Source organism: Endozoicomonas sp. SCSIO W0465 (assembly GCF_023716865.1).
Taxonomy (GTDB): Bacteria; Pseudomonadota; Gammaproteobacteria; order Pseudomonadales; family Endozoicomonadaceae; genus Endozoicomonas.
Window position 1 is genome coordinate 3,845,144 of sequence record NZ_CP092417.1, and the last position, 14,533, is coordinate 3,859,676.

At 42.0% G+C, this 14,533-nt stretch carries 14 protein-coding genes; 11 read left to right on the plus strand and 3 right to left on the minus strand.

Annotated elements, in window-relative coordinates; translation table 11 throughout:
* Position 1: 1 nt before the first annotated feature.
* From MJO57_RS17260 to MJO57_RS17300, 9 genes are all read left to right on the plus strand, one after another.
* The gene (locus MJO57_RS17260) at positions 2–1,015 is read left to right on the plus strand and encodes an STELLO glycosyltransferase family protein (RefSeq protein ID WP_252017477.1); all 1,014 of its coding nucleotides are present in this window, start codon (positions 2–4) and stop codon (positions 1,013–1,015) included.
* Positions 1,012–2,595 carry a glycosyltransferase gene (locus MJO57_RS17265; protein WP_252017478.1) on the plus strand — a complete coding sequence of 528 codons (1,584 nt, stop codon included), beginning with the start codon at positions 1,012–1,014 and terminating at the stop codon, positions 2,593–2,595. The genes MJO57_RS17260 and MJO57_RS17265 overlap by 4 nt, the downstream gene beginning before the upstream one ends.
* 71 nt (positions 2,596–2,666) lie before the next feature.
* Entirely contained in the window at positions 2,667–3,623 is a 957-nt protein-coding gene (locus MJO57_RS17270; RefSeq protein ID WP_252027057.1) for an NAD-dependent epimerase/dehydratase family protein, read from the plus strand.
* Between the two features lie 47 nt (positions 3,624–3,670).
* Positions 3,671–5,008, plus strand: a complete 1,338-nt coding sequence (locus MJO57_RS17275) for a transposase (protein WP_252017304.1) — start codon at positions 3,671–3,673, stop codon at positions 5,006–5,008.
* Between the two features lie 263 nt (positions 5,009–5,271).
* Complete coding sequence (locus tag MJO57_RS17280) at positions 5,272–6,312, plus strand: GHMP kinase (protein ID WP_252017479.1); 1,041 nt, start codon at positions 5,272–5,274, stop codon at positions 6,310–6,312.
* Positions 6,309–6,908 carry an SIS domain-containing protein gene (locus tag MJO57_RS17285; RefSeq protein WP_252017480.1) on the plus strand — a complete coding sequence of 200 codons (600 nt, stop codon included), beginning with the start codon at positions 6,309–6,311 and terminating at the stop codon, positions 6,906–6,908. Before MJO57_RS17280 ends, MJO57_RS17285 begins: the two co-directional genes overlap by 4 nt.
* Positions 6,905–7,618: a nucleotidyltransferase family protein gene (locus MJO57_RS17290; RefSeq protein WP_252017481.1), complete on the plus strand. Its 714-nt coding sequence runs from the start codon at positions 6,905–6,907 to the stop codon at positions 7,616–7,618. Before MJO57_RS17285 ends, MJO57_RS17290 begins: the two co-directional genes overlap by 4 nt.
* Before the next feature lie 24 nt (positions 7,619–7,642).
* Entirely contained in the window at positions 7,643–8,752 is a 1,110-nt protein-coding gene (locus MJO57_RS17295) for a glycosyltransferase (RefSeq protein WP_252017482.1), read from the plus strand.
* A gap of 287 nt (positions 8,753–9,039) precedes the next feature.
* A complete protein-coding gene (locus tag MJO57_RS17300; RefSeq protein ID WP_252017483.1) occupies positions 9,040–9,324 on the plus strand; it encodes a hypothetical protein in 285 nt (94 codons plus the stop codon).
* A 3-nt stretch (positions 9,325–9,327) separates the two neighbouring features.
* On the opposite strand, the gene istB is transcribed toward MJO57_RS17300, so the two are convergent.
* The 3 genes from istB to MJO57_RS17315 all read right to left on the minus strand — a co-directional run bounded on the left by istB (position 9,328) and on the right by MJO57_RS17315 (position 13,326).
* Complete coding sequence (gene istB, locus MJO57_RS17305; protein ID WP_252017309.1) at positions 9,328–10,083, minus strand: IS21-like element helper ATPase IstB; 756 nt, start codon at positions 10,081–10,083, stop codon at positions 9,328–9,330.
* A 12-nt stretch (positions 10,084–10,095) separates the two neighbouring features.
* The gene (gene istA / locus MJO57_RS17310; RefSeq protein WP_252017310.1) at positions 10,096–11,649 is read right to left on the minus strand and encodes an IS21 family transposase; all 1,554 of its coding nucleotides are present in this window, start codon (positions 11,647–11,649) and stop codon (positions 10,096–10,098) included.
* 162 nt (positions 11,650–11,811) lie between these two features.
* Complete coding sequence (locus MJO57_RS17315; RefSeq protein WP_252017330.1) at positions 11,812–13,326, minus strand: IS66 family transposase; 1,515 nt, start codon at positions 13,324–13,326, stop codon at positions 11,812–11,814.
* Between MJO57_RS17315 and MJO57_RS17320 the strand changes: the two genes are divergently transcribed.
* Both MJO57_RS17320 and MJO57_RS17325 read left to right on the plus strand, forming a co-directional pair.
* Positions 13,325–13,486, plus strand: coding sequence for a hypothetical protein (locus tag MJO57_RS17320; protein WP_252017484.1), 162 nt, complete (start codon positions 13,325–13,327; stop codon positions 13,484–13,486). The genes MJO57_RS17315 and MJO57_RS17320 overlap by 2 nt on opposite strands.
* Entirely contained in the window at positions 13,487–14,512 is a 1,026-nt protein-coding gene (locus MJO57_RS17325; RefSeq protein WP_252017485.1) for an ISL3 family transposase, read from the plus strand.
* Positions 14,513–14,533: the final 21 nt, after the last annotated feature.

A 14,533-nucleotide genomic window follows, 5' to 3' on the forward strand; every position in this document is an offset into this window, starting at 1 on the left:
ATTGAAACATATACTGGTTCTTACATCAATTCACGGTGAGCAACCCGTCTTAGATAAGATTCGTACCGGAGTTGAAGCAAATAATTGGCAATGTGTTATTGCAGGAGACACTATATCAAAGCCAATACGCAGTTCCGAATCATTAACATTTTACTCAATTATTGATCAGCTATCTAGCAGTTACTCTTATGCGAAACTGGCCCCAACGAGAAATTATTGCAGAAAGAATCTGGCTTACCTTAAAGCAATGGAAATGGGAGCAGATGTTATTGTCGAAACAGATGATGATAATTTACCATACGATATTTTTTTTAAAGATCGCGAACATACATTTGACGTTAGAATGACTCATGAAAAAGGGTTTATTAATATTTATAGGTATTTTACGGAAAACCAAAAAATATGGCCGCGTGGGTTTAGCCTTGAAGATATCCAAAGAGATCTCACTGATTTCAATTATTTAAATATTGAAAAAAAATATTGTCCTATCCAAAATGGACTAGTTGATGGGGAACCAGATGTGGATGCGATATACAGGTTGATATTAGATCTTCCATTTCAGTTTGAACACAAAAATAGAAAAATAGCATTAAGCAAAAATTCGTGGTGTTCATTCAATACTCAAAACACTAGTTTCTTCAAAGAATTCTTTCCGCTGATGTACCATCCTGCAACACCAATGTTTAGAGAAGCTGATATTGTCCGATCTTTTGTTATTCAACGAATCTTAAAAGAGTTTGATTTATCAATGATGATTCATTCAGCCACAGTCTATCAGAGTCGTAACTATCACTCTTTGATAGATGATTTTCGCCAAGAAGTGAGATTGTATTCTTACATCAAAAAAATATGCCAAGAGCTTAACGAAACTGAAATACATAGCAAAAAGACAAAGTTTAAAGAAAGCATGAAGAAATGCTACCAAATATTCAAACCTTATAGAATCGTAACTGAATCAGAATTCAGTTTAATTGATGCTTGGTTTGATGACTTAGAACTAATAGGTATAGTATGAAAGAAACATCCGATGAGATTAATTGTTACAAAATAAAATATAATAAAATAAACAATATAAACGTTTTAATATCAGGTGAGTTTTCATACACTCCTTTGGGGAGACACACTTTATCATTTCTGCATACACTTAAAAACGATTCATCTATTAATATTTTCTTGGATGTGATAGTGCATGAGTCTGCTGAAAATGATTATTTAACTTTGATGAATAATCGTGAATTCAAACCTGCTAACAGCAAAGATTTTTATTTTCAGTATGATTTTGTGTTTTATACACACATAATTCCAAATAACTATGATGTATGCCAGTATACACGACTAAATTTTTCAAAAAGGAATGGACATATCCGAGGTTACTATTGCGTTTATGATGGCACAATCCCACCTTTGCACTGGATTGACTTCATAAATAATAAATTCGATATATGCCTGACTCCATCAAGATTTATTGCCCAATCATTAATCTACTATGGCGTTAAAATATGCTGTTTTGGACTTCACTGCTTAGTTATAAATGAAGATTACCTATTATACTCTAAGAAAATCAACAACCGTGTATTTAAATTTGGTTTTATCGGAACTGTGGACTTTAAAAAAGATGTACCACTTTTGATTAATGCATTTTCTAATGAATTTAAATCAAATGAAGATATCGAGCTACATCTTCATCTAACAGGAATACCAGATTCATTAATGCGTAGAGAGATAAAATCCGCTATAGCTAATTCGAAGAAATCAAAATCATGTATCACCATAACTGAAGGCCATCTTCCACAAAATGAAATAGAAGATATTTTCAAATCATTTGATGCTTATGTATTCCCACAAAAAATTACAGGATATTTTACTACAATAGCTGAAGCGCTTAGTATAGGGTTACCAGTGGTAACATCATCAATCCCACCTCTTCTTGAAATTCTTGATTATATAGACACTAAAAATAATATATTTTGGGTTGATAGCAAGAATTTTGCGCCTTCATTCCATAGTTTCTCTCATTATATGTTATTAGGAGCTTGTTTTGAGTCTTTGCAAACAGACTTACAGAAAACATTAAGAAATGTTTTTAACAATCGAAATTATCTTTTAAACGATAAATTAGTTCAAAAAAGAAAAAAAGCAGGAAAAAAACTATCTGAAAGTCAGCTATCTTCTGTGTGGATAAAATTAATAAAACCAGAATCAATTGGAGTCACTATTTCCTATTTTGATTTATACAATAACATACTATTCTTAAATCAAACTTTATTTGACAAGTATAAAAAGATTTATCCCACAATAGAAATCAATGATTGTCTTGTTACTAGAAGAGCCAAGGAAAATTCATTTTGGTATTTGAATACTAAAGAACATGACTTAATTGAGAAAATATCTAAATATCATCAATCCCTAATACTCTCTATGATTAATGATTCGAAACATAATAATTTCTATGAGCGATCAATAGAGAGAGAGCTTCTATCTATTATAAAACGTTTCTTGTTTTTAATTTGCAAACTATTATCATCAAAAAAAAACATCGAAACACTCTCTAAAAAAATATTCAAAAGACTGAAGCTTTTTATTGCATTAAACTAAGAACAACCTCTTATCAATAATCTACAAATACACTCGTATACTGATTTTTTTATATAAGGTATAAATTGAAAATGATGATTAAAAATAGGAAGATATTATTAACTGGATCAAACGGTTTAGTTGGCTATAACTTATTAAACTTACTAAGTAATAACGGATGGAAAAATATTGTCCCGATTGAAAGATCTCAGTGCGATTTGACAAAGCAAAAAGAAACATTAGAGCTGTTCCAATACCATAAGCCTGAATATATATTCCATTGTGCAGCAAAAGTCTATGGCATCATGGGCAATATGTGTAACAAAGCTCAGTCATTTTATGAAAATATTATGATTAACACCAATGTTATTCAGGGAGCACATTTGGCTGGTACTAAAAAGATAACCGTTATGGGAACTGGTTGTGTCTACCCTTATCCATCTCCTTCACTTCTATTAAAGGAAGATATGATTTTCAACGGACGCCCTCACGAAAGTGAAAACAGTTATGCCCAGGCCAAGCGGGCAATGCTTGCCATGTGTGAAGCTTATCAAGAGAGTTATGATCTGGATTGGGCATACGTGGTTTCCTGTAATTTGTTTGGCCCCAATGACAGATTTGATACAGAATTTGGTCACGTTATACCTTCTCTTATTAAAAAATTCTACGACGCGAAAATACAAGGTAAGTGTGTTGATGTTTGGGGTGACGGTAGTGCTAAACGTGACTTCCTTTACGTAAAAGACGCAGCCAGGGCTACCATTGATATAATGCAGAATCTTTCAGGTCCGGTTAATATTGGCAGTGGTTCTGTATACTCAATTAAACAAATTGTTGAATACATTGCTGATATTGCAAACATGAAGAATTCTTATCAATGGGACAGGAAAAAACCCAGCGGACAAGATTATAGAAGCTATAACTTGTCAAAACTAGATAGTATTGGTTTTAAGCCAAAATGGAGTCTAAGGAAAGCTCTCGAAGAAACATGGGATTGGTATTGTGAAAACCAGGATCTTGCCAGAAAAAACTCGACTTTAGAGTTTTAAGAGCACAATAGTTCCGGCGCATAATCTGCTAAAAGCAACCATCCCCAATGACGAAATTCGAGATGGTTGCCATGCTCACTTCAGATCATCAAGTAATCCTCAGGGAGCTCGCTTCATATACAACCTTTCTTGCTGGAGCGCTATCATCAACTGCAGTACCAACGTTCTGCGAACTGCTGTTCGGTTGCATGCTTTCAGCCGACGGCTTTGTTACACAGGCGTTGTTAACAATTGATTTTCATTGTGTGTGGAGCAGCTACCACCACTGGCTATCTCAGGGCAAGTGGCAATGGAAGAACTTGGCACGCCACTTGATCCGTCTGGTCTGCTCCAAAGCTCCTGAGAATCAACCTGTGGTCCTGGGGCTTGATGACTGGGTAATCGAACGGTTTTCCGACAAAGCCCCTGCTTGTCGTACACATCATCAACACAGCAAGAAACGCAATCGGCCGACGTACATCTGGGGGCAGTGTTGGGTTTCCCTGGCCATCATATTTGAGCGGGCTGCAGATGAAGTATTTACCGCCATACCGGTGATCTCATTTCCGACACCAGCTTCAGGTAACACCAGCAAACTGAAAATTGCCGTGGCCATGCTCAGGGTGGTACGCAATGAAGTGAAGGATCGAGTGCTACGCCTGCTAACCGATTGCTGGTATATGAACTGGACACTGATAAAGCCAGCTCTGGAAATGAACATAGAAGTTGTTGGTCAGATACCTTCAAATCGGGCCCTCTATGCTTTGCCGCCAGCACCCACCGTAAAGAAGCGAGGGCGCCCAAAAAAGTACGGCATCAAGATGACGACAGAACAGGTTAAGAAACTGCCGGAAGAAAAAGCAACAGTATGGATGTACGGCAAATTTCGCAAAATACGTTATCGTACCCTGATCTGTCGCGCCAGATTCCTTAAAGGTCGTGAAGTACGCGTCGTCTGGAGTCGCTTTGAAAATGACAAAGGTCTGACCGAAAGCAGAATATTCATCTCGACCAATCCGGAACTTGAGGGACTGGAGGTGCTTCGTGCCTATTCCCGGAGATGGCCGGTAGAGCCAATGTTTCACCAACTCAAACATGCTTTTGGCTGTTGCCATTTATGGCAGCAGAAATTGCGAACACTGCTTCGATGGATGCATTTGAAAATGGCAGGCTATGCATTATTGCAGTTATTAACCGTTTGTAAAAATCAGGCATGTCTGAATATTTCTCGGATACCCTGGAGAAGCCCGGATACAACCACTGCAGGCATGATGAAAATTGCTCTTTCAGGAATTATTCCGAGGTTCTCTATTCGCAAGGGCTGGAACAGATATAAGCAAAAATATGAGTTCAATTTTCGCGATCTGATCGACCAGTTAATACCGGATAATTCAGAAGCAGCATAACTAAAGGCTTTTAGGCAAAAAACGGAAGTAATAACGAACTTGGAAAAACAGTTCACTGATTTCGGCTTGCTTCACTATAAAAAGCTGACCGAATTATCGTTTTATACAGACTCTAAAGTCGAGCAGAAAAAACTAAATAAGTTCAATTATAAACTACATCAACTATTTGCTTTTTTATTGACTTAAAATCTTTCAATTCTTTTATTTGCGCTGTGTCAGGCCCTCCGTGTCAGGATAGCTGTTCCCGAAAGGGTAATATCGATATGACCAAATTAGTAAGATCCCGAGCACCGTTAAGATTAGGCATCGCTGGAGGTGGAACAGATGTAAGCCCCTATGCTGATGTTCATACCGGTTATATTCTAAATGCCACTATAGAACGTTATGCCTACTGCACCATTGAAGAAATAGAAGACAGTAATATTAATTTTGTTGCAACGGATCGAGCTATTGATGTATCAATACCGCGAGATCTTTTTCCATTTCCAATGGATGGTACCCTGAATTTACATAAAGCGGTATATAATCGTACGATTGGTGAATTCAATAACAACCAGCCCATTACTGTAAAGGTTACTACCTACTGCGATGCCCCTGTTGGCTCCGGTCTCGGCGCTTCATCAACTTTGGTGGTTGCCATGATCAAGTGTTTTGATGAGTATTTTGGTACCGGCCTTGATGACTATCAGATCGCTCATCTGGCCTTTTCCATAGAACGGGGAGATTGTAATTTACATGGGGGCAGGCAAGATCAATATTCAGCCACTTTTGGTGGTTTTAATTTTATGGAGTTTTATGCAGATAACCGGGTGCTGGTTAATCCGTTACGGATCAAAGAGTGGATTGTTTGTGAGCTTGAGGCATCACTGATCCTGTACTACACCGGCCAGTCCAGATTAAGCGGTTCGATTATTGATCAACAGGTTGAGAAGATCCAGAATGGTGAAACCAAGTCCATTGAGGCCATGCACAGTATCAAAGAATCTGCGCTAACCATGAAGGAAGCCTTGCTCAAAGGTGATTTCAATCAGTTTGTAGACCATTTGAATTTAAGCTGGGAGAGCAAGAAACAAACGGCTCAGTCTATATCAAATCCGATGATTGATTCCGTATTTCAGTCAGCCATGGAAGCCGGTGCCCTGGGTGGAAAAATTTCCGGTGCAGGAGGGGGAGGTTTTATGATGCTCTTTGTCAAACCTGAGCGTAAAAATGCGGTGGTTGAGGTGTTAAAAGAAAATGGTGGCTGGACCAGTAACTGCCAGTTCTGTTATGAAGGCTCTCAATGCTGGACGATTAACCAATGAGTATTGATTACATTTCACAGAGCCTTGCCCAACATTATTCCCTGATTGCTCAAATACAGGATGATGAAGTGCTTATTCAGGCACTAAACCTGGCAGTGGGTAAAATCATTCATTGTTTTGAGCATAATGGAAAAGTGATGTTTGCAGGAAATGGCGGCAGTGCCGCCGATGCACAACATATGTCTGCTGAATTTGTATCACGTTTTATGTTCAACCGCCCTGGCCTACCTTCCATTGCATTAACCACAGATACTTCTGCGTTAACCGCTATTGGCAATGATTATGGGTTTGAAGTTATTTTCTCACGTCAAATTGAAGCCGTTGGTAACCCGGGTGATGTACTTATAGCCTATTCCACCTCTGGAACATCCCCCAATATTTTACAAGCCCTGGATGTTGCCCGCGCTCGAGATATCTTTTGTATCGGCCTTACGGGAATAAAGCCTGAAAGTAAGGCAATGGTTGAACGGTGTGATATTACTTTACGAGTCCCTCATGATTCGACTCCCCGTATTCAGGAGGGACATCTACTATTAGGTCATATTTTATGTGGCGCTGTGGAAGCTAAGATGTTTGATAAAGATAAATCGTTATGATTTCTGAAGCTATTATATTAGCTGGGGGTTTAGGCACCCGTTTACGATCAGAGATTGGGGATATTCCAAAGCCAATGGCTCCCATTTCTGGTAAGCCATTTCTTGAAATTTTGATCCATGCCCTTGAGTCTGAGGGAATTCAGCATATTATCTTATCTTTAGGGTACAGGGCCCAGGCTATCATTGATTATTTTCAAAACAAGAAATTTTCCCCATCACTCTCTTTCGTTGTTGAAGATAAAATATTAGGTACTGGTGGCGCCATTAAGCTTGCTACCCAAAAAATGTCTACAGATTATGCATTGGTGATGAATGGTGACAGTTTTCTTGATATGGATGTAGATGCCGCCTCTCTGTTCTTTGATAAATATAAAGCACCCGTTATCTTTGGTTATGATGTAGATAATACTCACCGCTATGGTCGTATTGAGTATGAAGGTTCCCTGATAACAAAAATTACCGAAAAAGGCAAAACTGGCCTTGGAACAATCAGTGCGGGTGTTTACATATTACCTAAAAGAATGCTGGATCGATTTCCTCCTGATAATGCGTTTTCTATTGAGTATGATGTTTTTAGCACTTTAAGTAGAGAAGATAATTTTCGCCTGTTCCATTCACAGCAATATTTTATTGATATTGGTACACCTGAATCCTATAAACTGGCACAAGTTGAACTTAAGAATCATTTCCCACATCTATTTAAAACCTGAATTTCAGTTTTCGATGTAGCGGTTATGAATGTATTACATTTTTTTAAAACCTATTACCCTGATAGTTATGGTGGAGTTGAAAATCTGATCTTTCAGTTGGCGGAGAATGGGCTTAAGCAGGGTGTTCAATCCGAGGTATTGTCATTAAGTTCAAATGGATGTGCAAGAAATCAGAGAGTTAATAACCATCTGGTACATCGCTCTAATCTTGACTTTTACCTGGCGTCGACGGGTTTTTCATACTCAGTCTTCAGTGACTTCAGAGAGCTTGCTGATAATGCTGATATTATTCACTATCATTTTCCCTGGCCATTTATGGATGTTGTTCACTTTGTTAACAGGATAAAAAAACCGACCGTAGTTACCTATCATTCCGATATTGTGAAACAAAAATATCTTTATTTTTTCTATAAACCATTAATGTACTTCTTTCTCAAGAGTGTTGATCGAGTCATCGCTACCTCTTCAAATTACTTAAATACCAGCTGCGTACTGAAAAATATAAAAAAGAAAGTTGATGTTATTCCGGTAGGCATAGATGATCATGCTGCAATTCCTGCATCAAATCTCCTAAAACTCAAGTGGCAACAAACTATCACCTCCCCTTTTTTCCTTTTTATTGGCTCCTTCCGATATTACAAAGGCCTCCATATTCTTTTGGAATCTATGAAAGGTGTTGATTTACCTGTTGTTCTTGTTGGCATTGGTTCCCTTGAAAAGGAACTGAAGATACAAGCACAGCAGCTAAACCTGAAAAACATCTATTTTTTGGGTGCTTTGCCTGATGAAGATAAATGTGCCTTGTTAGAATTATGCTTAAGCGTTGTATTCCCCTCTCATCTTAGGTCAGAGGCTTTCGGCATCACCCTGGTTGAAGGTGCTATGTATGGCAAGCCTCTTATCTCCAGTGAAATCGGCACAGGTACTACTTATATCAATGTTGATCATGAGACAGGCCTGGTCGTTCCTCCCTCTAATCCCACCGCCTTAAAAGCGGCAATGCTCACTCTCTGGAATAATCCAGTTCTGGCTTTTCAGCTTGGTAGAAACGCCAGAGTTCGTTATGAAAAGCTGTTTACTGTCGACCGGATGGTAAAGCAATACGCACATATATATTATTCGCTGTTATCTTAAAAAATTACCAGAAACTCGGAGTGATGAATCTCAGTAGATCTTCAGGTTGTAGCTGCTGGTGTTCTGAAAAAGCCATGCTGAGAGGATAGACGGCTGACCGAAATTATCCTGCTTCCAGCGCTTGTTGAGAACTTACCCCGTGTCTATGTCTCCGGAAAACTATAACTACTCCACAAACAAAAAAGGGGGCTTTTACAGGTTGGCGGATGAAAAGTGAGGGGTTGCAACAGAAATAGCCTTCAGAGGAAGATTGATTTGTAAGGATCAAAACTTCTGAAGGATCAGACATGTCTGCAACCCCATCACTTCGTCCTATGTTCGCATTTCCTGGCTGGGTAATCGAGCGAATTGATATTGACTGGAATATCAAACATGCCTTTGTCCATCTCCGTCGGGATGGCCGTATACAACACGTCAGATGTAGTAAGTGCGAAACACCTATGGGGCAGATGAAGACAAACGATCGAAGCGTTCAGGATCTGCCACTGGGGACTCTGCGTATTCTGGTTAACTTGAACACCTATTCTGTTTCATTTGAACACCCTGAACTCCTTACACATTGCCCAGTGTGATTTTTAGACCAGGTGTTCAACTGCGTCCAATTTTCCAAGCTTTTTGCGCATGGATTCGCCTTTGAGTTCAATCCGGTGGGCATTGTGCATAAGCCGGTCAAGAATGGCGTCGGCCAGAGTTTCATCACCAATGCTGGCATGCCACTTCCGGGTGGGCAATTGACTGGTAACCAACGTGGAACCTTGCTCGTGCCTGTCATCCATGACTTCCAGCAGATCGTTCCTTTGTTGCTGCGTCAGTGGTTCCAGGCCCCAGTCGTCCAGAATCAGCAAGTCTACTTTTGCCAGTTGTTTCAACTGCCTGCTGTAGCTGCCATCACCGTGGGCAAGGATCAGTTCATCCAGTAGCCTGGACATCCGATAGTACCGGACACTGTAGCCTTTCAGACAAGCCATGTGCCCAAGGGCGCAGGCCAGGTAGCTCTTACCGGAACCACAAGGTCCGGTGATCAACAGGTTCCTGTACCGGTCAAGCCAGCCTCCTCCAGACAGGCTGGCCATCTGGTTCTGTTTGAGACCTCTGGGGTGTTCATAGTCAATGTCGTGTATCCGGGCAGCCAGTTTAAACCGGGCGCTTCTGAGCAGCCGAGCCAGACGTTTATTGTTTCGCTCTGTTTCTTCCTGCTCAGTAAGCAACGACAGTCGTTCTTCAAAGCTAAGGCTACTGTAGGTGCCCGGCTGGTCCAGCTGTTGATTGAGGGCATCTGCCATTCCGGTCAGTCGCAGTGACCTAAGGCGAGCCAGTGTTTCATTGATCATGTTCGCCTCCGGTTATTGATAGCAAATAGCGCCACGAATATTTTCGTGATCATCATGCAAGGGACCTGTCGTTTGTTTTAACTGTGGCTCCAATGGCATCAGGTCTTTGCCTGACTGGAGGATTGATCGGACATTTTTTAACCGATAACCCCCGATGTTCCTGGCATGGGCGCAGGCGTTGTTGAGTCGTTCAGTTCCATATTCCCGCTGCAGGTTTAGCAGCCCCAATGAAGCTCGATAGGCTTGTTCAGGATGCTCCTTGCTATCCAGCAGTGATTGAATAAAACAATAGACTTCCTGACCAATGTCGTTAGCCCAGTTAAGTAAACGCTCAGGCGTCCAATCCTGATGGTGACGATGTCGTTCCGGCATATGAACTGCTAACGTCGTAAATCCACGTGTGTGCTTGCGAGCGTGGCTGGCCACCACTTTACCGTTAGCGTAGATCGTGACGCAGTGCTCAGTCGCCTGTACTTCTACTTCCTGCCTGGCAAGCTGATGGGGAACCGAGTAGGCGTGCCCCTTGCAGATAATATGATAATCCACATTCACCCGGGCCTTGATAAACTCAGCGAACACAAAAGATTGCTTCGGCAGTGGCTTGAGGGCTGGTTCATCCAGTTGTTCAAACGCACTACGTCGCGTTCCTGGCAACTGCTTAAAGGGCTTCAGGTTCAGTTCGATTAACAGCTCACGTATCCGCAGGTTCAGCTCTGCCAGGGTAAAGAACATTTCATGACGAAGCCTGGCCAGTATCCACCGCTCCACTACCTGTACACCGACTTCTGCTTTGGCCTTGTCTTTGGGTTTGTAGGGGCGTGCCGGAATGACTGCCACCTGGTAGTGACAAGCCAGGTGCTGGTATGATGGGTTGAGATCCGGCTCGTACCGACAGGCTTTGATAACTGCGCACTTTGGGTTGTCTGGCACAACAATTTCTGGCACCCCACCAAAGAACTCAAAGGCCCGTTCATGAGACCCCAGCCAGTCCTCTGTTTTTTGTGACAGAGTCGCTTCAGCGTAGGTATAGTTGGACGCTCCCAGCACTGCCACAAATATCTGGGCATTGTGGGCAATTTCGCCGGTGTCCGGGTTGATGATTGGCATGGTTGGCCCGGCATAATCAACAAATAACTTTTCACCTGCATTGTGCAGCTGTCGCATAGATCGCTTTTGACAACCACGCCACTGATTGTAACGGTGACAGTACTGGGCATAGCTGTAGGCATTGAGGGGGTGGGCCTGACAGTATTCTTCCCAGAGTCGTTGTTTGGTCACTTCCTTGCGCTTCAGTTCCTGATGCACCTCAGCCCAGTCAGGATCAATCAACCCTTTTCGATTGGCTATCGAGGCATCGGGAAACAGCGCCTGAATAAGCTCAGGCTCAGATATATCCTCTGCCAGGGGCCAGCTTAATTCCGATTCCTGAAAGGCCTTAACGTAGTTGGATACCGTCCCCACACTGACCCGTACACTGCGGGAAATTTGTCGGAAGCTGAGTTGGCTGCCAAACCGCATCCGGAGTATTTCTAGTAGCTTACGCATGGTAATCCTGTTTTCTGTCATGGCCGGTTCCCTCTCTTGGTACAGATAAGAACGGCCAAAGTTATGGAAAATCAATGCATAAGAAGATATTTGTTAGCTGTATTAGACCGGTTTATGGTCTGTTGAACAGCGTTTCTGGAAGCTTGAACGGTGATTCTGGAAATCATCAAAAAGTGTTCGTAACTATTCAGCACTGAGCAAAGGCATATTACAGTAATTCCGAACAGCTCTATGAAGTGATTGATATATGTCCATTCCCTGTTTTCTGGCAGACGACAAATAGCTGCGAATCCGTGCAAACATAGAACCACCGTCTGCACTCCTGAAGCAGCCTGAGATTTTCTGCTTTAACTTGGCCATTCGAACATCCCGCTCACTGCCATTGTTATCGAAGGGAATGGTAAAATCTGACATGAAGCGCAGTGTCTCAGCCTTGAACTCAGTGAGTCGTTTGAAGAGATTGTAAGCTTTAGTATTCTTGACTTTCTTGCGCTTAAGCTCCTCTCGTTGCTTCTCCATATAGACGACTTCTTTCATTAGAGCCCGCTGAAGCAACCGGTCATAAATCTTCTCGATTCGTTCACAGACAACACTTGGCATCTGTAGCATACCTATGGTCTTAAAGCCCTTGCAGTAATGCCAGGAAAGCCTCAGTAGCTTCATCAATCGCAACGCCAGTTGATTGCTGTCCCTATCAACAACACCCAAAAGCTCCCTCAGGTGATGGGCATTGCAAAGTACGTGAGTTGCCGCATATGCAAAATAGGATTTCCAATGATCATGAACCAGAACGCCTGCAAATGTTAGCAGTATGCCCATCGTGTCCATGGCCTCACGACCTCGCTTTTCAGACAAGTAGTAGAGCGTCCATTGTTCATCCCGCATAACGTGTAGCCAGTGCAAAGAGCCCTCGGCCCGCATACCCGTTTCATCGGCTCCGGCAACAGACGATTCCCGCAAGGCGTCACGAATAACCTCTTCAGTAGAAGCCAGATTTTCATAGGTTCTGGCCACAAAATTGGCGACAGTGCCTGCACTTACACTCATTTTATAGAGAGTATTAAAATACTCTGACACGCGCTTAAAAGGCAGGAAATGGTATTGGTTAAGATAGACGGCCATAGCCTGTGTGGCTGAGCCATATTGTGCGGCAGCGGTAACACCTTCCGGGAATTCAGCCTGATTCCGACAACCACAAGTGCAGATTTTTACTTCAGCTCTATGGGCCGTTACTTCAAATTCACCCGGTCTCCCTGGTTCAAACACCTGTCGTTCAATATATTTGACCGGCTCACTATCAAGAAGAGACGCCTGACATTTATTGCATTCTTTAACCGGAAGGTACTCAATATAGTCAGGGATATCGACCTGTTTAAGACAAGTGCCCTGATGCCCTTTCTTTCCACCGGCTTTATTACCAGAAGACTGTCTCAGACTTTTAGGATTGGGTTTTTCATCCGATGGATCGGTACCTTTATCTGCGGAAAGGTCGTCAGAATGATCTGGAGAATTACTGTTTTTACAAGGTTTTTGATAACCATCAGACGATGGCGGCTTGCTGCTGTTTTGACTGTTCTTGCCAACCTTTTCTTCCAATTCTCGACATCGCTCTTCCAGACAGGCAACTCTCATCCGCAGCTCTGCATTCTCTTTCAAGAGAATCTCAGCCGACATAGTTGCGGGTAGTTCTGGAATCATGCTGGCGAATATTGTGGAAAAATGGTGCTTAAGAGGATGGTATAAAAATCAGAAAATTCCAGATTTATGTGGGGGTGCTGAACAGTTACAAGTGTTCAAAAGAAACCAGAATAGGTGTTCAAGTGTTACCAGAATGGGTGTTCAAGTGTTACCAGAATGAGTGTTCAAGAGTTACCAGAATATGCAGACTCTTCAGGTAAATCTTCTCTTCACTGCATTTCAAGGGCGTTGCTCTCGTTGCGGTAATATAGAAACAGTCACGCCTCCGGGGCTTGCACCTAAAGCTCAAGCAACAGAGCGACTTAAAAGGCATGTCAGCCATCTATGCCGCTATATGCCATGTGACAAGGTTCCTGAATTCATTGCTATCTCTGGCGGCACCGCTCGTCGCTGGGATAAAGAGATGCTCATGAAGATGCTGCCTGCACCCAAGCGGGATGGTATTCGCGCTCTTCTTATCGATGAAAAATCCATTGGTAAGGGGCATCATTTTTTAACCGTTGCTCTGAATGCTGATACCGGTGAAACGCTGTTCCTTGGTGAAGGAAAAAAGAAAGAAGTTCTGGATCGGTTCCTTTCCAGTCTGACAGAAGAACAAAAAGCAAGCATTGAATGCGTTGGTATTGACCGTGGTGGAAGCTATCAGGCTTCAGTGAGAGAGCATCTGCCAAACGCCGATATTGTATACGACAAGTTTCATATTATTGCCAATTACAACGATGTGATTGACCAAATCAGGCGCAGGGAGTGGCGACAGGCAGAAGAAGAGGACAAGCCGTTTATCAAAGGGCAACGCTTTAACCTGTTCAGAAATCCTGAGAATTTAACACCAAAAGGGCAAAGTAATCTGAAGGAGTTGTTAGCCATGAATGAGGATCTCAATCAGGCATATATCCTGAAAGATATGCTAAAACAGCTATGGACGTACAAATATAAAGCCTGTGCCAGAAAGTGCCTGGACAACTGGATAGCACTTGCCAAAGAAACAGGGATATCCGAGTTAAAGAAGTTCGCCAAGGGGTTAGACAGAGCTAGAGAAGGGTTACTGTCATACTGCCAGCATCGTATAACCAGCGCGAAAATCGAAGCCTTCAATGGGGTTATCAAACGGATCATCTATAAAGCATGCGGTTACAATGACCTTGATTACCTATATTTGAAAATTAGACAGGAGGCTCTGAAATGATCAGCCAACCTGTAAAAGCCC

What these genes read in the sequence shown, in the direction of transcription:
- MJO57_RS17265 (WP_252017478.1), top strand. Translation starts at nt 1,012, where the DNA reads ATGAAAGAAACATCCGATGAGATTAATTGTTACAAAATAAAATATAAT.
- MJO57_RS17270 (WP_252027057.1), top strand. Translation starts at nt 2,667, where the DNA reads ATGATGATTAAAAATAGGAAGATATTATTAACTGGATCAAACGGTTTA.
- MJO57_RS17275 (WP_252017304.1), top strand. Translation starts at nt 3,671, where the DNA reads ATGACGAAATTCGAGATGGTTGCCATGCTCACTTCAGATCATCAAGTA.
- MJO57_RS17280 (WP_252017479.1), top strand. Translation starts at nt 5,272, where the DNA reads ATGACCAAATTAGTAAGATCCCGAGCACCGTTAAGATTAGGCATCGCT.
- MJO57_RS17285 (WP_252017480.1), top strand. Translation starts at nt 6,309, where the DNA reads ATGAGTATTGATTACATTTCACAGAGCCTTGCCCAACATTATTCCCTG.
- MJO57_RS17290 (WP_252017481.1), top strand. Translation starts at nt 6,905, where the DNA reads ATGATTTCTGAAGCTATTATATTAGCTGGGGGTTTAGGCACCCGTTTA.
- MJO57_RS17295 (WP_252017482.1), top strand. Translation starts at nt 7,643, where the DNA reads ATGAATGTATTACATTTTTTTAAAACCTATTACCCTGATAGTTATGGT.
- MJO57_RS17300 (WP_252017483.1), top strand. Translation starts at nt 9,040, where the DNA reads ATGTCTGCAACCCCATCACTTCGTCCTATGTTCGCATTTCCTGGCTGG.
- istB (WP_252017309.1), bottom strand. Translation starts at nt 10,083, where the DNA reads ATGATCAATGAAACACTGGCTCGCCTTAGGTCACTGCGACTGACCGGA.
- istA (WP_252017310.1), bottom strand. Translation starts at nt 11,649, where the DNA reads ATGACAGAAAACAGGATTACCATGCGTAAGCTACTAGAAATACTCCGG.
- MJO57_RS17320 (WP_252017484.1), top strand. Translation starts at nt 13,325, where the DNA reads ATGCTGGCGAATATTGTGGAAAAATGGTGCTTAAGAGGATGGTATAAA.
- MJO57_RS17315 (WP_252017330.1), bottom strand. Translation starts at nt 13,326, where the DNA reads ATGATTCCAGAACTACCCGCAACTATGTCGGCTGAGATTCTCTTGAAA.